Consider the following 18,194-nt stretch of genomic DNA (forward strand, 5'->3'; position numbering starts at 1 on the left):
TTAGTTCAAGTGCTTTTTTGATACCATTCAATCAGTCAACGAAAAATTTTCACCTTCACAAGGGGATTAAGAGCACAAAATAGCAGGCCCTCTTGGAGAGCCTGCTTTAAGACCGTTTTTATCTAAGTAATGTTAAAAAATAAAATGATATAAACTATTAGGTTCATACAGCAGATACTGAAACTTTCCGCCGTGAGAAAAGTGCCTGAAACATAATTATTTCAGGAACTAGGGGAGTTTTGAAAGTAAAACAGTTCGGGGAACTGTTTTAGCCTGAGCCTAAAAATTGAAAATCGAAGGGGTTCAAAACGAATTGAACACGGGCTGCGGATCGTGTCAAAAAGATAAGTCTTCCTAGAATCTAAAGATTCTGCGTCAAACTTCCTATTTTGACTTTATCCGCCACGCCCTTTGTATCTTGATTTAGTCATGGAACTTCGTGGAAGTTCGCTGACGTCCATACTCACTTAAGGAAAGTTTCTAAGAGAACTTTGTCTTTAATCTGAAACAGACCCTCTTGGAGAGCCTGCATTTTATAGTTACGCTGTTTTTTCTACGTTCAAAATTTTCACTTGGTAGCTTCCAGCTGGTGTCTCAACAGTGACAACGTCACCTGTCTTCTTACCAATCAAAGCGTGACCGATTGGGCTTTCGTTAGAGATCTTTCCTGCAAAGGCATCTGCCCCTGCTGAACCAACGATGCTGTATACTTCTTCATCTGTTTCGCCAACTTCTTGAACTGTAACGGTTTTTCCGATCGCTACTTCGTCTACTGCAACAGCATCACTATCAACGATTTCTGCATAACGGATTTTTGTTTCCAAGCTAGAGATTTGACCTTCAACAAAAGCTTGTTCATCTTTTGCTGCTTCATACTCAGAGTTTTCTGAGAGGTCACCATATGAACGTGCGATCTTAATCCGTTCTACTACTTCAGGACGACGGACCAATTTCAACTCTTCTAATTCTTGTTCCAACTTTTCTTTTTCTGCTAGGGTCATTGGGTATGTTTTTTCTGCCATTATTCTTCTCTTTCTATTATTTGAATGAAAAAGCTGTGGACACGCCACATGCTTTTTCTAGTTTGAACTTGCTTGTGTCAATTTACTATTGACATGTTCTTCAACATTTTTATTGTGTTCTTCGTATGTCTTAGCGAAGAAGACTTCACCATTTTCAACATTTGCGACAAAATACAAGTAATCGGTTTTACTTGGGTTCACCGCCGCTTCGATCGCTGATACTCCAGGGTTATCCACTGGGCCAGGCATCAAGCCGGTATTCTTATAAATATTATAAGGGGAATTTAATTCCGTATCGATCGTTGCATCTTCTTTTAAGCTCGTCTTTTGGCCAAGTTTACCTTGCGCATAAAGAATTGCAATATTACTTTGCAGAGGCATGTCTTGGTTCAAGCGGTTATAGAAGACACTTGCGATATCTTTACGATCCTGATCTGTCGCCCCTTCTTTTTCAACTAAGGAAGCAAGGGTCAATACTTCGTTCACATTGATGTTCTTGCTCTCAAGTGTTTCATAATAGCGTCTTAAGTTTTGATCCATTGCCGCGATCATCTGATCGATCATCTCTTTCACTGTGGTATCTTTCCCATAGTTATAAGTTGCTGGGAAGAGATAACCTTCTAAACGGTAGCGAACACCAGAATCCTTACTTGGTAGATTCGCCAAGAGCTTAGGATATTTGGCTACCATCTTCTCAATAAAGGCATCGTCTTGGACAGCCTTCAAGAAATCTTCTTTCTTAAATGGAGTCTTGCCTGCCTTCTTAGTGGAGACATCGGTGGTGATAGCCGTCGCAATCTGATCGATCGTATAACCTTCTGGAATCGTCACCTTCCCAAGAACTGGAGCCTGAGGAGTTTTGGTACCCTCTTCTTGCAATTTTTGGATGATGGTTTCTAGGTCCATGCTCTTTTGCAAATTGAAGTAACCGGATTTGAAATTGCTATAGTTCTTGAACTTGCTATAGTAGTTAAAGAACTGGCCATTTTTCACGAGTCCTTTTTTCTCAAGGATCGCGCCAATCTCACGATTACTTGAACCTGCTGGAATCTCAACCGTTACGAATTCTGTTGCATTTTTATCCATCGGCTTAACGGCTGAATGGATATAGGTCACAGCAAAGATCCCTGTAGCTACGATCACAATCAGCAAAAGGCTGACCACTGTCCGCACAATTCGTTTAGCGATTTTATTTTGTTTCTTTTGTTTTTGTTGGCGCTGGTTACGAGAAGAGCGCGATAAGCTTTCCTCTACCGGTTCCTGACTTGGTTCTTTTTTAGCAGGCTTTGTAAGCTCACTCTTTTCTTCCACAGCAGGAGTCGCATTTACCGGCTCCACTGGTTCTTCTTTGGGAGCCAACGCAGATTCTTCTACTTTTGGAGGCGGTGTTGCTTCTTCCTCCTCTTTCAGTGAAGAAGGGGTTTCAATGCTTCGATCAGGTAGATCATACTCTTTTTCGATCTTTAGAAGTTGCTCATTGGCCTCTTCTAAGTCTCTGAGGATCTGCTCTTTGAAGCTTAATAACTTCTCACTGTCTTGTGATTTATCAGTCAAATAATTGACCTCCCTCATCATAATCCTTAATATTATATCTTAAAAGATTTAGAAAAGCAATACAAATCGCCCTTCTTCTTCAAAATACCTATTTAATCAAGGTTTTCATTTTCCCAGACCAGATTGTACCAAACTTCACCCGCATATTGGGATTCTGAGAGACCTTCATTGGTAAATCCTTGCTTTTCGTAATAAGGAATCAAATAATCATGACAGGTCAAATTGATCCCTTGACAGCCATCCTTAATCGCAATCTCTTTCATCGCTTCAAGCAAAAGGGTTCCCACTCCAAGTCCTTGGGCTTCTTTAGCAATGGATAGACTCGTAATGGAAATAAAGCCCTTTTCTAAATGGCTTAGATCTTCAACCTCTAAAAAGGAGGAATCGATCAAATAGCGCTCCGGTCTAACAGGTCCTTCTAAATAGCCTAAAATCTGCCCCTGGCATTCTGCTACAAGAAATGTCGTTTGAATCTTTTCGATGTGATCTTTTAAAATCTGACGCGGAATCGCTTCTTCTTCTGAGAAATTCTCAAGCTCAATGCGCTCGATGGCATCCAAATCCTGCAGCTCTGCTTGTCTAATGTGAATCTTTTCTTTCATCATTAATTCCTTCTATCGTTCCCAAACCATATGGACACCTCGATCAGACTCAGCTTCATCCCGAAATCCTTGCTGGGCAAAGTAAGATAGTAAGTCTTCTGGGCAATCGATCCAAATGGCTTTCTTTCCCTTTTGAACAGCTAGATCCTTTAAAGCAGCGATCAAAATAGAACCATAACCTTGACCTTGAAAGGCTGGCCTCACTGCTAATCGCAATACGATTAGGTCTCCTTTTAAATGCTGGTCTTCTGTCGCCAACAAGTAGGCCACCATATCTCCCGCCTGTTCTGCAAGTAGAGAAATGGCTTCCTTCGAACCTAGCGCTTCCTCAAGAGTGGCTTTGTGCTCCTTCCCTTCATTGTCATGAAGTTCTTCTTCTAGCAACAACAGCTGTTCTTGATCAGCTGGGGTGATTGGTCGAATCATCATCCTGCTTTCCTCATCTCATACTCCTTCAGTGGACAGATAAATTTAAGTCTGGAACCAATCGATTCCAGACTCAATCATATCTTATTGTACACTATGTGTCAAACTAGATAATAAACGCTCAAATGAGTATTCATAGGTTTGAATATCTCCTGCTCCCATAAAGACATAGACTGCATTATCATGGTCAAGAAGAGGAGAAACATTCTCAGCTGTAATAATCGCTGAACGTTTGACAATTTTTGCTTCCAAATCTTCAACCTTCACATCGCCGTGGTCGACTTCCCGTGCAGAACCATAGATCTGTGCCAAGTAAACAGCATCTGCTTGATTCAACGCTTCAGCAAATTCATCTAACAAGGCAATCGTCCGTGTAAAAGTATGTGGTTGGAAAATGGCCACAATCTCTTTACTTGGGTATTTTTGACGGGCTGCATCCAAGGTTGCAATAATTTCCGTTGGATGATGCGCAAAGTCATCGATGATGACTGTTCCATTAACTACTTTTTCAGTGAAGCGACGTTTCACTCCAGCAAAGGTCTTTAAATGCTCACGGACTAAATCTAAGTCAAATCCTGCAATGTAAAGCAAGCCAATGACAGCTGTGGCATTCATGATGTTGTGACGACCAAATGTTGGGATATGGAATTGCCCCAAATCTTCTCCACGGAAATGAACGTCGAAGGTTGAACCTGCCGTTGAACGAAGCAAGTTGCTAGCCACAAAATCGTTCGTCTCCTTATCAAAACCATAGTAATAAATTGGTGCTGATGAGGTAATCCGACGCAATTCTTTGTCTTCTCCATAGATGAAGAGGCCTTTGCTGATTTGTTTGGCATAATCGTTAAAGGCATTAAAGACATCTTCTAAGCTCGTGAAATAGTCTGGATGGTCGAAGTCAATATTGGTGATGATACTGTATTCAGGATGGTAAGGCATAAAGTGGCGTTCATACTCATCTGATTCAAATACAAAGTATTTGGCTGCTGCAGAGCCACGACCTGTCCCGTCACCAATCAAATAACTGGTATCAGTGATATTTGATAAGACATGCGAAAGCATCCCTGTTGTTGAGGTTTTTCCGTGTGCTCCGGCAACTCCCATGCTGACGAAGTCACGCATAAATTCACCAAGGAATTCATGGTAGCGTTTATAGGTTAAACCATGCTCATCTGCATAAGCAATTTCTATATTGTTATCTGGACGGAAAGCATTCCCTGCAATGAGGATCTTGTCGCCTTCCAAATTTTTCACATCAAATGGATAAATTTGAATCCCTGCATGTTCCAAGCCACGTTGCGTAAAGTAATATTTCTCAACATCTGACCCTTGAACCGTATGTCCCATTTGGTGAAGCATGAGAGCTAAAGCGCTCATCCCTGCTCCTTTAATTCCAATAAAATGGTATGTGTTAGACATGTTTTCTCCTTATTCTTGATCTAGATGGGTTAAATCCAATTCTTGTTTGATCGGCTGTAGTTTCAGCTTGTGCTGATCTTTATTGTATATTTGGCTAGTCTTTAAGAAATCATAATTGTTTTTCTTTTCAGTCGGTTCTGCCACTTCTGGTTCTCCTACAGATTCAAACTCTGCAAGGATCAACTGATCTTGTCGCAATCGTTTGCTATATTTCAATAATTCACCTGGCTTTTCCTTTTGGAAGGGAGCCGTTGTCTGGCCAGGTTTTCGTTCTGAAATAAACGGTTTTTTCCGCTTACTTGTAGTAGCTGCTGGATCCGTTGTCAGATAGGGGGCTGTGCGTTTCTTTTTCAGATCTTCACGCGCACGCTCTCTGGCTTCCTCTGCATAACGATTGGCAGGACTTTTTTTATCAATCGGCTCTTTAAAATCAGGTTTTCTTACTGGCCGTCTTTTCGGTAGGGGCTCTTCTAGTGGTTGATGGTAAGGATGCTTGGGTTTGGTATTTTCAGCAATTGGTTGCCATTCCAAATAATTTTTATCCACATAGTCGCCTGTAATGTTACTAATCAAATCTGTTTCATCGTACAGGTTCATGTGGGGCATCTCTGTTAACATCAACTCATTATCCCCTACTTGAGGAAAATATTTTTCTGTCATGGTTTCTTCCTTTCGACACTCCATTAATTATAAACTATTCACAGAATTTTTCAAGCTATTCTGACTGAATTCCAAGAATCTCACGAATTTCTTCAACAGATAAACTGGATCGTGTTTCCGTTCCATCTAAAATCGTTGAGACCAAGTGTCTTTTGGAAGCTTGCAGTTCTTGGATTTTCTCTTCAATCGTACCACGAGTAATCATACGGTAAACTTCAACATTTTGTTCCTGTCCCATTCGATGGGCACGTCCAATAGCCTGGTCTTCCACTGCAGGATTCCACCACAAATCGACTAAGATGACGGTATCGGCACCAGTGAGGTTCAATCCGACCCCTCCAGCCTTTAGAGAAATGAGAAAAGCATGGCGCTCACCTGCATTAAAGGCATTGGTCATTTCTTGACGATCTTTGGCCGGAGTGGACCCCGTGATTTTAAAGGAAGTCATGCCGAGCTGATCAATTTCCTTCTCCAAAATATCCAACATGCCTCTGAATTGAGAGAAGATCAAAACCCGGTGTTCGCCATCCTTGATTTGACCCAAAAGATCTCGAAGGCTCTCTAATTTCCCACTATCTCCCTGATAGTCTTCTATAAAGAGGGCGGGGGTATCACAGATTTGGCGAAGGCGCATGAGACCAGAGAGAATTTCCACCTTGCTCCGATTTAGTTCTTCCTCACTAGAGGTTCGAACTCGATCTTGAATTTGTTTTAATTGAGCTAAATAGATCGTTTTTTGACTGTCATCCAACTCATTGTGGTAGGTTGTTTCAATCAAGTCCGGTAATTCTTGGAGCACCTCATCTTTTTTCCGTCTCATGACGAAGGGTTTGACAAATCGCGCAATGGTCTCAGGAGTCAATTTTTGAAATTCTTTTTTAGCTGGGAAGAGCCCTGGAAGAACAATTTGGAAAATGGACCAGAGTTCACCCACATGGTTTTCAATCGGTGTCCCTGATAGGGCAAACACATGCGGAACCTCAAAGCCACGTAAGTGTTGGGCAATCTTGGTTTGGGCATTTTTCATGACCTGGGCTTCATCTAGAATCAAGTACTCATACTGATTCTTCTGGTATTCCTCCACATCTTGACGGAAAGAAGCGTAACTAGTGATAACCACCTGTGGATTGGTTGCGATGAGTTCATCTCGGTGCTGCTTGAGACCGTAGACGACTGCCACTTCCATCTGAGGAGCGAATTTTGAAAATTCTTGTTTCCAGTTGTAAATGAGACTAGACGGAGCTAGAATCAAGATTTTAGTTTCTTTTTTTGCAACACTGGTCAAAAAGGAAATGGTCTGCAGGGTTTTCCCAAGCCCCATATCATCCGCTAAAATACCACCAAAACCATATTGATTTAGCATGGAGAACCATTTGACCCCTGTTTCTTGGTAATCCCTTAGGGTCGCTTGGATTGTCATCTGAGGGAGGTGGTAATCTTCTGGATGAGTCAAATCATGAGCCAAATTTCGAAATTCTTCTGAAAAATGAACATTGTCTTGATCTGCCAACAAATCAGATAACTGATATGCAGCTATCCGGCGGGCTTGTAGTTTCCCACCCTTGCTCATTTTCGCCCGCAGATCTGCTAAGGCTCGACTGATTTTCTTGGTTCCTTCATCAAAAACAAGGACCTTCCCTGTATGGCTAACAAAATAATCTTTTTGCCCCACCAAAGCTTTGAGGACCTGGTCCACTTCAGCTGGATCCACACTTTCAAAGTCAAAACCAATCTCCAGTAGACTGCCATTGGTTTTAACATCAATTTTTGGACGCTCCACTTGATAAAGATCTAAAAGGTTATCAGAGAGGGTAACCTCTCCTAAGGCTTCAAAAGTCGGGATCTGTTGGCGAAAGAATGGATAGAGCTGCTCACTTGATAAAGGACTTCTTTGGGAAGAAAAGTCGTCTGTAAAACCTGCTGCTAGCATGGTTGAAAAGACTTCTTGCTCCTTATCGAAATCACTGGAATAAGGAAGATTGAGAAGTTCCTCACGCGTGGTCACTGCACGGTCCTGGTATTGAAAGACCACGTCCAGTAAAACGGTCTGGTCCTGTGCAAGATCAAAATGAAATTCCGGAGTAAAATCGTGGATTAAAAAGCTGGTCGGTGCTGTTATTTGTCCCAGTTTTTTGAACTCTTTTAAACTATAGGAAAGCTTTGTTTGGTCCGTGGGATCAAAATGCAGGCGTTTTTTGCGATCCTGATCCATTGGAAGATCTTGGATCGCCTTCCATAGGGTCCGCTGTTGGGGCGTCAGGTGATAGAAGACACCATTTCTAAATAGATAATTAGCCGACTCGATAACCTTCACTTGTGGCTCAGTAATGATCAATTCGTAAAAATCCCCATGGTCCTCCACCTGAAAATGAAAGAGATCTTCCTCCCCATGGACATCCTGAAAATACACTTCTGAAAAGTCATACAAGCTATATTGCAGCAGAAAAGAGTCCAAATTCATCAGTAATTCCACAGCTTCTTCAAAAAGACTCGGTGGGAAATAGAGATGGCGCCCAGCATTGGGAAAGAAATCTTGCTCTTTTGATCCACCATCTGTGACCAAGCCCTGTAGGAAATTAATCACATCCTGGCTAGCCCTATCAAATTCTAAGTAAGAAATAGGTTCATAATAACTTTTGCCAATTGCAAAATAGCCTTCTTTTTGAAGGGTCTGCAAAAAAGCTAGCACATCTCTGATCACATAAGAGCGCTCGTCTGGCAAGCGACGAATGCGAAGAGTCCATAAAAATTGACCAGAATAGTCGTCTTCATGTCCAACAGCTGATAAGATATAGCGGGGTTCTTTTTTCTCGATTTTTGGAAGCACCTGATCTAAAAATAAACTTCCAAAAGAGACCTTCTCCTGAGTTTCTTCAGTTGCAGTGGCGTCTTCTTCAAGACTTGCAAGAGCAGCTTTCCCACTGTCATCATTCTTCAGATAAGCTTCTACAGCTGCCAGATGGGTACAGAATTTTTTCTTTTGAAAGAAAGCACAACTACAAAAAACGGCATCATCATCCAAACTGTAACGCAAGCTTTCTTCTTCCACCCGAAAATACAGGTATTTTTCTTTTACTTCCTGAAGGGAAACTTTCCCATCTTCATATAGAAGGCTCCCTTGTGAACGAACCTTCCCAGGAATTAATTTTGCCATGTTTACCACCTTAAATTAATCCCTTTATTATAACATATTTAAGGAAAAATTAGAAAAGATAGTCATCATCTTGAAAGGTTTTTAGCCCATTTTAAAATAGAAAAACTGAGACAGCATTGTCCCAGTTTTTTATATGATTTCGTAACTTAGTCATCACAAACAGCTATCCACGCTTCTTCTCTTTTGACTGTTTGAGCGAACAATAGATAGAATAGCTAAATAGAGAGGAGAAAGATTCCGATAGCTCACAGAAAAACACAAAAAACACGACCTTATTTTTTAATAAAATCCCCAGTAATAGGATCAAGAGCTCCAAGTTTACGATCGAACCGATAAACAAGAGATACAGATAGATCTTAAATAATAAGTACACAGACCTAAAGCTCTCATGATGTTCATGAGTTTACTCTACTCATCCTTAAAAAAAGTAACGCTTATGCGCTACTTTTAGTTGTTTTCATAGTTGGAAGAACGAGCATTTTATCATTTGAAATATCCTTCCCGACTTTGATCCATTTGTCTCGTATTCCCTACTTCCGTTTTCGCGCAATCAAATGGATCGGGGTTCCTTCAAAAACAAAGGCCTTGCGAATTTGGTTCTCCAAGAAACGAAGGTAAGAGAAGTGCATCAGTTCTTCTTCATTAACAAAGATCACAAAAGTTGGCGGCTTGGTTGCTACTTGTGTCGCATAGAAGATCTTGAGACGTTTTCCTTTATCTGTCGGTGTTGGATTAATGGCAATGGCATCCATAATCACATCGTTCAAGACAGCTGAAGGAATCCGCGTATTTTGACTCTCACTGATCTGTTTGATCATCTCTGGCAACTTGTGCAAGCGTTGTTTAGTTAAGGCAGAGACAAAGACAATCGGCGCATAAGAAAGGTATTGGAATTGATCGCGAATGTCATCTTCCCACTGCTTCATGGTATGGTTGTCTTTTTCAATGGTATCCCATTTGTTGACAACAATGATCATACCTTTACCAGCTTCATGAGCAAAGCCAGCGATCCGCTTGTCATATTCCCGAATCCCTTCTTCGGCATTAATAACCATCAAAACCACATCTGAACGGTCGATGGCACGCATGGCACGCATGACAGAATATTTCTCAGTGTTTTCATAGATTTTACCAGATTTACGCATACCAGCTGTATCGATCATGGTAAATTCTTGACCATCTGCATCGGTAAAATGGGTATCGATGGCATCCCGTGTAGTTCCAGCAACAGGGCTTGCGATAACTCGGTCTTCTCCAAGGATCGCATTGATCAAGCTTGATTTTCCAACATTTGGACGACCAATCAAGCTAAATTTAATGATATCTGGATTTTCTTCTTCTGTTTCATTCGGGAGATTTTCAATGATGGCATCAAGCACATCCCCAGTTCCGATCCCGTGGACAGAGGATACCGGTAGTGGCTCACCCAGTCCCAAGGCATAAAAATCATAGATATCATTGCGCATCTCTGGATTATCCACCTTGTTGACTGCAAGAATGACCGGTTTATGGGTCTTATACAAGATACGAGTGACATATTCATCCGCGTCCGTGATCCCTTCTTTCCCAGAAACGACAAAGACGATCACATCTGCTTCGTCCATGGCAATTTCTGCCTGATGCTTGATTTGCTCCATAAATGGGGCATCTACGTCATCAATTCCCCCTGTATCAATGATACTAAATTTTCGATTCAACCACTCAGCTGTTGCATAAATGCGGTCACGAGTGACTCCTTCTACATCCTCAACGATGGAAATCCGCTCACCGGCAATCCGGTTAAAGAGTGTAGATTTTCCGACATTGGGACGGCCTACAATCGCAATAGTTGGTAGGGCCATGATTTCCTCTTTTCTAATGAAAGGCATGACTTCGGTTCAAGAACGCCTCTCTTCATTTCATAATAGTTTGTGTTTTTCTAGTAGTTTTTTGGTCTCTTCTTGTTCAGGTTGACCAAATTGAGCTGCAAGGCGCTCGCTCCAGCTATCTGTTGCACGCGCTCCAGCATAATCTGCCTGAACCTTGTCATAGGCAGTCACAACTGATAGGTCTTGTTCTTGGTATTCTTCTTCAAAAGCAACCTGCTCCAATAGCAAACGTGGTTTCACTGCATGTTGCTGGTTGGGTACTCCAAGAGCAATCCCAAAAACAGGGTAGGTATAATCTGGCAGACGGAAGAGTTCTGCGACTTCCTCTGAACAGTAGCGCAACATGCCGATAATCACTCCACCATAGCCGAGACTTTCAGCTGCCAATAGCGTATTTTGAGCCGCTAGAGCCGCATCCACTGAGGTGATCAGTAAGTTGTCCACCCCTTCAGGATGGAAATCCTGCTCATGAAGTTTGACAGCTTTTTCAGCGCGGTTTAAATCTCCAACAAAGAGGAGAAAGACATCTGATTGGCGAATCGCTTCTTGAGGAAGCAAATCGTAGAGAGCTTCTTTCTTTTCTTTGCTTTTGACCACAATCACAGAATAAGACTGAAAGTTTTTCCAACTTGATGCCATCTGCCCAGCTGATAAAATTTCCTTGAGGTCAGCTTCTTTGATGGTTTCTTCCTTAAAACGGCGAACAGAAAAATGAGATTTCATTAAACGGATGGTTTCATTCATCGGCGATTGACTCCTTCCAAATGGATTTCCTTGGCTAAAAATTTCACGCGCTCCATGACACGTTTGGCCTGCCAGGTTTCATCTCCATTGCGCGAAGCCGCAAAATGACGTTCCAATTCTTCAAAATTAAAGTTAGAAGTAAAGAAGGTTGAGAGATTTTCCTGCATCCGGTGCTGCAAAATCACCTGTAAGATTTCATCTCGTACCCAGGCTGACATCTGTTCCGCACCGATATCATCGAGAATTAAAATTTCGGCTTTTTTCACCTGATCGACGGTTTCTTTGACCAAGCCTGAACTGATGGCATTTTTGACATCGATAGCAAAACTTGGGAAATGTAGTAAGGTGGTAGAGGCCTGGCGTTTTTCTGATAGATCATGAGCCAAAGCTGCCATCATGTAGCTCTTTCCTACTCCAAAATCACCATAGAGGTAGATCCCCTTTTGATATTCAGGATAGTTGGCCACAAAATTAGCTAATTCCTCAAAGGCCACAAATCGTCCCTTATCATCGAGCTCTACCTTAGCTAGACTCGCTTCTTTCAAGGTTGAAGGGAGATTGATCAAGTTGAGACGTTGGTTGATCGCAGCTCGTTTTTGGGCTTCGACTAACTCTGGCGTTTCCTCATAAGCGACATCCGCATAGCCTTCATTCATGGTGAGGATGGGCTTATAACCTTTGGCAATATAATCCGGATCTCCCAATAAGAAACGGTTGCGTTCACTAATGTATTGATTAAATTTTGAAATACTACGTCGAATTTCTTGTTCAGACAAAGATTGGTCCTTGATAAAGGCTGCAACTTCTTGGTCTGCCAAGATCTGTGCGACCAAATCCTCATAGTTAAATTGACGCGCACGGTTCATGTGAGACATGGTTTGACCTACACTTTCCATCTACTCACCTCCTTGATTCAGTTTTTCTAACAGGCGTTGTTTCTCTTTAGCAAGATCCACCTTTTCTGCTTGACTGGTTTGATTTTGATAGTTTGGTTGACTCCACTTGGGAACATTGCTATGCTTGCCCTTGGCTGATGCAGGACTCGTCCCTTTGTTTCCTTGAGCCTTAGCTTGTTCCTGGCGTTCTCGAACTTTTAAAATCGCTAGTTCTGCACTGTTGACCCCTTGATAAGAAAAATCATTTCCTACCTTCAAAGCATACTTTTCATTGAGATTAGCAGACTGGGTCTTATTAAAGGTCAACAATAAGATGATATTGATCACCTCATCTAGTAAGCCTAGATCAGCTAACTTAGATAAAGTCTTGCGTTCGCTCTGCGTAATGGTCGCATTGCGCGCCTTCTTAATCTCCGCTAGAAATTGTAGGCTGGATTTTGCCTTAGCTTCTCTCAGAATGGTTTCTTCCTGACGGCTATAGGACATGCGGGGTTGCTCCTGGCTCGCCTGAGCCAACTTTTGCTTCATTCTCTTTGGAGAGACAATCCGGTCTACAGCTGTTTCTTTGGCTAAAAGATAGGTTTCATACCAGGTCCATTGTTGCTCTTCCGCGATGGCAAAGAGGGATAGAGTCGCTTCTCCTTCATCCGCAAAACGAAATCCATCACGCCCCATCATTCGCTTAAACATCTCCATATCAAACTGCTGTTTCTTACTTGGAAGAACGGTCGCCTCCCCAGCATCTAGTCCAAAGACTTGCGAGAAGGAAACTTGCCGTCTAGTCCCTAAAGAGCGTGCTGGGAGCAGATCCTCCACGGCCTTTTCCCCGATTTTCTTTTCAAGTAAGCGTTTAAAAACAGCATTCGAAAAAAATTGTTCTGAGGCAAGAGGAGCATGTAACTGGATCGTGATCCCAACTTCTTCCTCATAGAGATCCATCAACCCCATAGCAATTAAACGATCAAAAGCGAGAAGCAGCTGTGGAAATCCTATATTCAAGTGATTGAGGATTTGAGCAAGCAAATATTGTTTTTCACCTTGATCATAAGAGGCTAGCAGATAACGATAAACTGTTACTGTTTCCGTCTCCAAAATAGGCAGGTAATACTGCTCCAATGCAGCCCCTGCCGGTGGAAGAAGATTATTTTTTAAAAATGCGAAAGGCGTATTGGGCTTCATCTATTTTTCCTTTTTCTTCTTGGTTCCCTTCGTGATTTGCTTCAAGAGGGTCTCTAATTCACCGACATCCTTGAAACTCCGGTAAACACTAGCAAAACGAACATAGGTGATCTCATCCAGATCTGCTAACTCATCCATAACCAACGAACCAATATACTCACTGTAGATTTCATTGTCACTTTGGCTGCGGACCTTTTGTTCAATTCGGTTTACAATTTCTTCGATTTCATCACTAGAAACCGGCCGTTTTTGAGCCGAGCGGATAATACCATTAAAGATTTTATCACGAGAAAATTGCTCACGTGTTCCATCCTTTTTGACAACCACTAGAGTCCGTTCTTCTACACGTTCGTAGGTAGTAAAGCGATAATGGCATTCTTCGCATTCCCTGCGACGACGGATGGTATTCCCATCTTCAGCTTGTCGACTATCCACCACACTAGACTTACTTCCACCACATTTTGGACAACGCATTTGCTACCTCCTTTATCTGTTTTAACACTTCATTTTACCATAAATTGAACTGTAAAGAAAGCAGAAGAACAGGAGAATCCCCTATACCTGCTTCTCTTTGATACATAAAAGAGAGTCGAAGGACGATGTGAATAAAATCGTTTTCCTTTCGACTCTCTGTTTATGTTAGAGTGATAATTCAGCTTCTAAGCCATAGTGGTCACTGACATGGGATTTGTTTTGACCATCAAAAATGACATGTAGACGCTGGATGTCCCATTCTGGACTTGCAAAGATGTAATCGATCCGCAATGGAACTTGATTTTCCGTCCAGCCATCGATTCCAGGACCTACTGTATAAGTCCCCTTTGTTTCTTTGGCTTCAATAAAGCTATCTTGAAGTTCTAGTGGACTGGATAGAATCGTTTCATACCCTTCTTGACCAGCAGGATTGTTGAAATCACCCGCCAGAATAAAGGGTTTACCTACTTGACTGAAGTACTTCTCAATGCGTGGCCACTCAAATTGGAAACCTTTGTCCCACCAAGAAAGATGGACACTAGCAACAGCAATCTCTTTTCCATCGACACTCGTATGGGCAACGGCCACCCGACGAGTATGGTAGTCCGTTGGATCATCCATATTGGATACCAAAATCTCATCCGCCTTCAATGGTTGACGCGAAAGAACGGCCACCCCCTCATTAAGGTGATCATAGCCGATATGGTTGTAGGCCCAAGTCCAATAATAGTGTAGTCCTTGAGCAGCCAACTCTTCTACCAATACGCGAACAAAATGATCCTTATGAATCACTACAGCAGAAGGCAAGGCTTGATAAAACTCATCTGTTTCGACTGCTTCTGAGGACATTTCTTGATTGACCTCTTGGAAACAGATCACATCATATTTCGCTTCTAAAATTTGCTCCTTGAGGGTTTCAAATTTTTGCTGGACATTCTCTTCCATCCAGCTATGGGAATTTAATGTTAAAAATTTCATCCCTTGATTTCTCCTTCTTCCTAAATCAAGAAACGGCAAGAGGTCGGGGACACTACCCCAACCTCTTTTTGCCGTCGTCTCTTATAATTCTACTGTTGCAACTGGCGCATTTGCTGCCAATTTACCAGTATGTTCGACGTTAACTGATTTAATAGCATCTCCATTTGTGAAGACAACAATGGTTGATGTTTCACGCCCTGCTTCACGGATTGCATCAAGGTCTGCTTCTACTAAGAGGTCCCCAGCAGCCACTGTTTGACCCTCAGTAACTTTAACTTCGAATGGTTTTCCTTCAAGACTTACTGTATCTAAACCGATATGAACCAAAACTTCCAAACCATTATCTGTTACCAAACCGAGGGCATGTTTGGTTGGGAAGACGCTTGTAACTTTACCAGCAACTGGTGAAACAATGCGTCCATTATCAGGTTCAACTGCAAATCCATCTCCCATCATTTTTTGTGAGAAGACTGGGTCTTTCACATCTTCAATATTGATGACTTGACCATCCGCAACGGAGTGAACTTCATCAGTTACCCCTTTAAAGGTTGCTTCAGCCTTTTGAACTGCTGTCATTTGGCTAGGAAGCGATTCAGGGATAACTTCACCTGAATCAAGTACGTCTTGGATATCAGATTTCAAGACGTCAGCTTTAGGACCGTAGATAGCTTGGACACCTTGGCCTTTCATAACAAGACCCATAGCGCCTTCAGCTTTCCATTGTTCTTCCGTTCCGACTTTTTCAGCGTCTTTAACAGTAACACGGAGACGAGTCATACATGCGTCAACATCGACGATGTTAGCACGTCCACCAAGAAGGTTAATGATGTTGATAACTTGTGAGCTTGCTGAGCTTGTAGCAGCTCCAGCTGTTGCACCATCTCCTGAAGAGGCATCATCATTTTGTTCGTAGTTTCCATTACGTCCTGGAGTCGCATAATTGAATTTCTTAATCATGAAGTTGGCAATGAAGTACATGATTAAGGCAAAGAGAACTGTTACCCATACAAAGTTAAAGACATCTAGTGCCAAACCAGCGTTGATGGCCAGTGGGGTACGGGTCAAGAATTCGATCGAACCGAATGAGTGAACACGAAGGTGAACCACGTCAGCCATTGCAAAGGCAGCACCTTGAACAAAGGCGTAGATCAAGTACAATGGTGTTGCAATGAACATGAACATGTATTCAATTGGTTCTGTAACACCTGTCAAGAAGGTTGCAAGAGCAGTTGCAACAAGCATCCCTTTGTATTTTTCTTTTTTATCTGGGTCCACATTGCGGTAGATAGCCACCACAACCCCCATCAAGATACCAAATGATCCGATCATTTGACCAACTTTGAAACGAGCTGGTACGTATGCTTGAAGCAAGTGTTGATACTGACTAGGATCTGCTTTCTTCAAGTTAACAAGGTCTGTTACCCAAGCTAACCAAAGTGGATCTTGTCCAAATACTGTTGTTCCTTTGGCAGCACCTGTAAGTACTTGGTAGCTACCACCCAATTGAGTATAGTTGATTGGAATGGTCAACATGTGGTGAAGACCAAACGGCAAGAGAAGACGTTCCAAGGTACCGTACAAGAATGGTGCCAATACTGGGGCAGTGGATTGTGAGTTGGCGATCCAAACACCAAATCCATTAATTCCTGATTGAACTACTGGCCACAAGGTCGCCAAAACCAAGGTCGCAAGAGCTGAACGGACGATAACAACGAATGGTACAAAGCGTTTCCCATTGAAGAAAGAAAGGGCTTCTGGGAGTTTACGGTAGTTGTAGTATTTATTGAAGGCTGTTGCTCCAACAAAACCTGAGATAATCCCTACAAATACCCCCATATTCAGAGCTGGTGCTTCAAGAACACTGATAAAGTAGTCCGCAACTTTAATCGATCCACCTAAGATCGTGTGAACGGTAGCATCCTTATCAGCCAACATTGCAGATGTCACTCCAAACACTGCACCTGTAATACGGTTAATCAAGATGAAAGAGAGACCAGCCGCAAAGGCACCCCCAGCACGCTCTTTGGCCCAGCTACCACCGATAGCGAGTGCAAACAGGATGTGAAGGTTACCGATAACCGCCCAACCGATTTGTTCGAGAACCCCACCTGTAATAACAAGTGGAGATAAATTCGGGTTGATCATAGGGATTGATTTCCCGATTGAAATCATCAACCCAGCAGCTGGCATTACAGCGATAACGACCATCAAGGCCTTACCGAACTTTTGCCAGAATTCAAAGCTAAATAAACTTTTGAATGATCCTTTATTCATCATTCAACCTCCTTATATTGTTTAAGGCTTTTGTTTTTAAGAAAACGTTTGCGCTTAATTTATTTCTAGTATACCACATTTTTAAAAAATGTAAAGCCTTTCATCGAATTTTTCTAAAAAAATTTCTTTTTTTTTGAACTTTTCCTCGATATTCCGTTCTAGTTTTTTAAAAATCCTCATATTCCCAACGCAAACGATTTCTTTAAAACTAAAAAACATTTGAATCCTTTAAGGATTCAAATGTTTCATTCTAACTCGTCTTGCATGGCATAGCCAATCCCACGAACTGTCTTAATATAGCTTTTTTGACCGGGTAGATCAATTTTCCCACGGAGATAACGGATATAAACGTCAACGATATTAGTCTCACCTGTACTCTCATACTTCCAGACACTTTCCAACAACTGATCTCGTGTCACCACTCCTTTGCTTCCCATCAGAGTTGCTAGGAGATCATACTCTCTGCGGGTCAAACTAATCATGTCTTTTCCACGATAGACGGTATGGTGTTCCACATCAATGCGCAAATTGCGGTATGACGTTGGAATTTTCATCTGGCTACAATGTTGATCAATATAATCACGTCCTCTAAAAATAGCTGTGATCTTATCTACCAAATCGCTGATAATAAAAGGTTTGACCATATAGGAAACAGCAAAGCGCTGAATACTCTCTTTGTGCTCAGCAATTTTTTCGCGGTTATCCAAAACAATCAAAACAGAAGCTGGGCGAATCCGACTGATTTCCTCTGCGAATGTTTCACCAGACATATCTGACAGATCGTAATTAAACAAGATCAGATCATATTTAGTCGCAGCAATCAACGCTAGACCCGCTTTTCCATCCTCGACCACATCAACTTGATACCCCTCTTTTTGAAGTTCCAAATCAATGAAGCGAGCGATTTGCTTCTCATTTTCTACTAGTAGAACTCGTTTGACCAT

15 protein-coding genes are annotated in these 18,194 nt (G+C 42.0%); all 15 read right to left on the reverse strand.

The genetic code is table 11. The annotated features are described in order from the left end of the window. Positions 1-539: 539 nt before the first annotated feature. Complete coding sequence (greA, locus tag AB4X21_RS07965) at positions 540-1,022, reverse strand: transcription elongation factor GreA (RefSeq protein WP_003005389.1); 483 nt, start codon at positions 1,020-1,022, stop codon at positions 540-542. A 57-nt stretch (positions 1,023-1,079) separates the two neighbouring features. Then, a complete protein-coding gene (mltG, locus tag AB4X21_RS07970) occupies positions 1,080-2,594 on the reverse strand; it encodes an endolytic transglycosylase MltG (protein WP_320911318.1) in 1,515 nt (504 codons plus the stop codon). Between the two features lie 74 nt (positions 2,595-2,668). Further along, positions 2,669-3,178, reverse strand: coding sequence for a GNAT family N-acetyltransferase (locus tag AB4X21_RS07975; RefSeq protein WP_320911317.1), 510 nt, complete (start codon positions 3,176-3,178; stop codon positions 2,669-2,671). Between the two features lie 12 nt (positions 3,179-3,190). Continuing rightward, complete coding sequence (locus tag AB4X21_RS07980) at positions 3,191-3,607, reverse strand: GNAT family N-acetyltransferase (protein WP_320911237.1); 417 nt, start codon at positions 3,605-3,607, stop codon at positions 3,191-3,193. Between the two features lie 81 nt (positions 3,608-3,688). After that, complete coding sequence (gene murC / locus AB4X21_RS07985) at positions 3,689-5,023, reverse strand: UDP-N-acetylmuramate--L-alanine ligase (protein ID WP_320911236.1); 1,335 nt, start codon at positions 5,021-5,023, stop codon at positions 3,689-3,691. Positions 5,024-5,032: 9 nt separating this feature from the next. After that, positions 5,033-5,683, reverse strand: coding sequence for a cystathionine gamma-synthase (locus AB4X21_RS07990; RefSeq protein ID WP_320911235.1), 651 nt, complete (start codon positions 5,681-5,683; stop codon positions 5,033-5,035). 55 nt (positions 5,684-5,738) lie between these two features. Continuing rightward, positions 5,739-8,837, reverse strand: coding sequence for an SNF2-related protein (locus AB4X21_RS07995; RefSeq protein WP_369087782.1), 3,099 nt, complete (start codon positions 8,835-8,837; stop codon positions 5,739-5,741). Positions 8,838-9,367: 530 nt separating this feature from the next. Beyond that, the gene (der, locus tag AB4X21_RS08000; RefSeq protein ID WP_155126611.1) at positions 9,368-10,678 is read right to left on the reverse strand and encodes a ribosome biogenesis GTPase Der; all 1,311 of its coding nucleotides are present in this window, start codon (positions 10,676-10,678) and stop codon (positions 9,368-9,370) included. 57 nt (positions 10,679-10,735) lie between these two features. Then, positions 10,736-11,449: a nitroreductase family protein gene (locus AB4X21_RS08005; protein ID WP_320911233.1), complete on the reverse strand. Its 714-nt coding sequence runs from the start codon at positions 11,447-11,449 to the stop codon at positions 10,736-10,738. After that, entirely contained in the window at positions 11,446-12,345 is a 900-nt protein-coding gene (gene dnaI, locus AB4X21_RS08010) for a primosomal protein DnaI (protein ID WP_320911232.1), read from the reverse strand. The genes AB4X21_RS08005 and dnaI overlap by 4 nt, the downstream gene beginning before the upstream one ends. Further along, the gene (locus AB4X21_RS08015) at positions 12,346-13,524 is read right to left on the reverse strand and encodes a DNA helicase (RefSeq protein WP_320911231.1); all 1,179 of its coding nucleotides are present in this window, start codon (positions 13,522-13,524) and stop codon (positions 12,346-12,348) included. Next, positions 13,525-13,998: a transcriptional regulator NrdR gene (gene nrdR / locus AB4X21_RS08020; protein WP_151378694.1), complete on the reverse strand. Its 474-nt coding sequence runs from the start codon at positions 13,996-13,998 to the stop codon at positions 13,525-13,527. It lies immediately after the preceding gene. Between the two features lie 165 nt (positions 13,999-14,163). After that, positions 14,164-14,976 (reverse strand): endonuclease/exonuclease/phosphatase family protein, encoded by an 813-nt coding sequence (locus tag AB4X21_RS08025; RefSeq protein ID WP_369087783.1) that lies wholly within the window; start codon positions 14,974-14,976, stop codon positions 14,164-14,166. An 81-nt stretch (positions 14,977-15,057) separates the two neighbouring features. Further along, entirely contained in the window at positions 15,058-17,250 is a 2,193-nt protein-coding gene (locus tag AB4X21_RS08030; RefSeq protein ID WP_369088374.1) for a PTS transporter subunit IIBC, read from the reverse strand. A 245-nt stretch (positions 17,251-17,495) separates the two neighbouring features. Further along, positions 17,496-18,194: a response regulator transcription factor gene (locus AB4X21_RS08035; protein WP_151378696.1), complete on the reverse strand. Its 699-nt coding sequence runs from the start codon at positions 18,192-18,194 to the stop codon at positions 17,496-17,498.

This window comes from Streptococcus sp. CP1998, from assembly GCF_041026655.1.
Taxonomy (GTDB): domain Bacteria; phylum Bacillota; class Bacilli; order Lactobacillales; family Streptococcaceae; genus Streptococcus; species Streptococcus dentalis.